This window comes from Neisseria sp. HMSC064E01 (genome assembly GCF_001808875.1).
Classification (GTDB): domain Bacteria; phylum Pseudomonadota; class Gammaproteobacteria; order Burkholderiales; family Neisseriaceae; genus Neisseria; species Neisseria sicca_A.
Window position 1 is genome coordinate 26,044 of sequence record NZ_KV794963.1, and the last position, 1,498, is coordinate 27,541.

Sequence of the window (1,498 nt, forward strand, 5' to 3'; positions counted from 1 at the left end):
CCTTTCCCGTTTCGGGAATTTGTTTTGCCGTTTCGGGAATTTTGCGTTCGGCAGCATGGTTTCTGCGAATTATTTATTTAATAATAAACATTCCTATTCGCACAACAAAGGAACCGCACACCGTGAAACCGAGTTTTTGCCTTGCAGCCTGCGCCGTGCTGCTGGCCGCCTGTTCGCCCGAACCTGCCGCCGAAAAAACTGTATCCGCTGCATCCCAAGCTACACCTGCCTCCACGCTGACTGTGCCGACCGCGCGGGGTGATGCCGTTGTGCCGAAGAATCCCGAACGCATCGCCGTGTACGACTGGGCGGCATTGGATACGCTGACCGAATTGGGCGTGAACGTGGGCGCAACCACCGCGCCGGTGCGCGTGGATTATTTGCAGCCTGCATTTGACAAGGCGGCAACGGTGGGGAAGCTGTTCGAACCCGATTACGAAGCCCTGCACCGCTACAATCCGCAGCTTGTCATTACCGGCGGGCCGGGCGCGGAAGCGTATGAACAGTTGGCAAAAAACGCGACCACCATAGACCTGACGGTGGACAACGGCAATATCCGCACCAGCGGCGAGAAGCAGATGGAAACCCTGGCGCGGATTTTCGGCAAAGAAGCGCGCGCGGCGGAATTGAAGGCGCAGATTGACGCGCTGTTCGCCCAAACGCGCGAAGCCGCCAAAGATAAAGGGCGCGGACTGGTGCTGTCGGTTACGGGCAACAAGGTGTCCGCCTTCGGCACGCAGTCGCGGTTGGCAAGCTGGATACACGGCGACATCGGCCTGCCGCCCGTGGATGAATCTTTACGCAACGAGGGGCACGGACAGCCCGTTTCCTTCGAATACATCAAAGAGAAAAACCCCGACTGGATTTTCATCATCGACCGCACCGCCGCCATCGGGCAGGAAGGGCCGGCGGCCGTGGAAGTGTTGGATAACGCGCTGGTACGCGGCACGAACGCTTGGAAGCGCAAACAAATCATCGTCATGCCTGCCGCGAACTACATTGTCGCGGGCGGCGCGCGGCAGTTGATACAGGCGGCGGAACAGTTGAAGGCGGCGTTTGAAAAGGCAGAACCCGTTGCGGCGAGGAAAGAATAGGGGTCGTCTGAAAACGGAGCTTCTGAAGGAAGCGGAGTTTCTGCGAAGCTAAATCGTGGTTTCAACGAAGTGAAAAGCAGCCTGCGCGTTGAAAATGCCACCCAAGCAAACCTACGGTTTGCCGCCCTCTCCCTAACCCTCTCCCACGGGGAGAGGGGATGGGGTTGCAGGCTGCTTTTAGGGTTCAGGCAAATTTTAACTCTTGTTGAAGCTGTACTTTAGCTTCGCAGAAACTCGACTTCCTTCGGAAACCTCGTTTTCAGACGACCTTTTGGAACACCATAGGCACACGCATTGAGCGGCTGAGTCAAAGATTCAGACCAATGGCAGTCCGCACCCGAGTTTATGCGGCAAACAGCGAGGCTACGGTAGCCCGTCCCTTCTCCCCGTGGGAGAGGGTTAGG

At 57.3% G+C, this 1,498-nt stretch carries 1 protein-coding gene; it reads left to right on the forward strand.

What is annotated here, in order from left to right; all coding sequences use genetic code 11:
* Positions 1–122: 122 nt before the first annotated feature.
* Positions 123–1,094, forward strand: coding sequence for a siderophore ABC transporter substrate-binding protein (locus HMPREF2572_RS10470; RefSeq protein ID WP_070498417.1), 972 nt, complete (start codon positions 123–125; stop codon positions 1,092–1,094).
* The last annotated feature ends 404 nt before the right edge of the window (positions 1,095–1,498 follow it).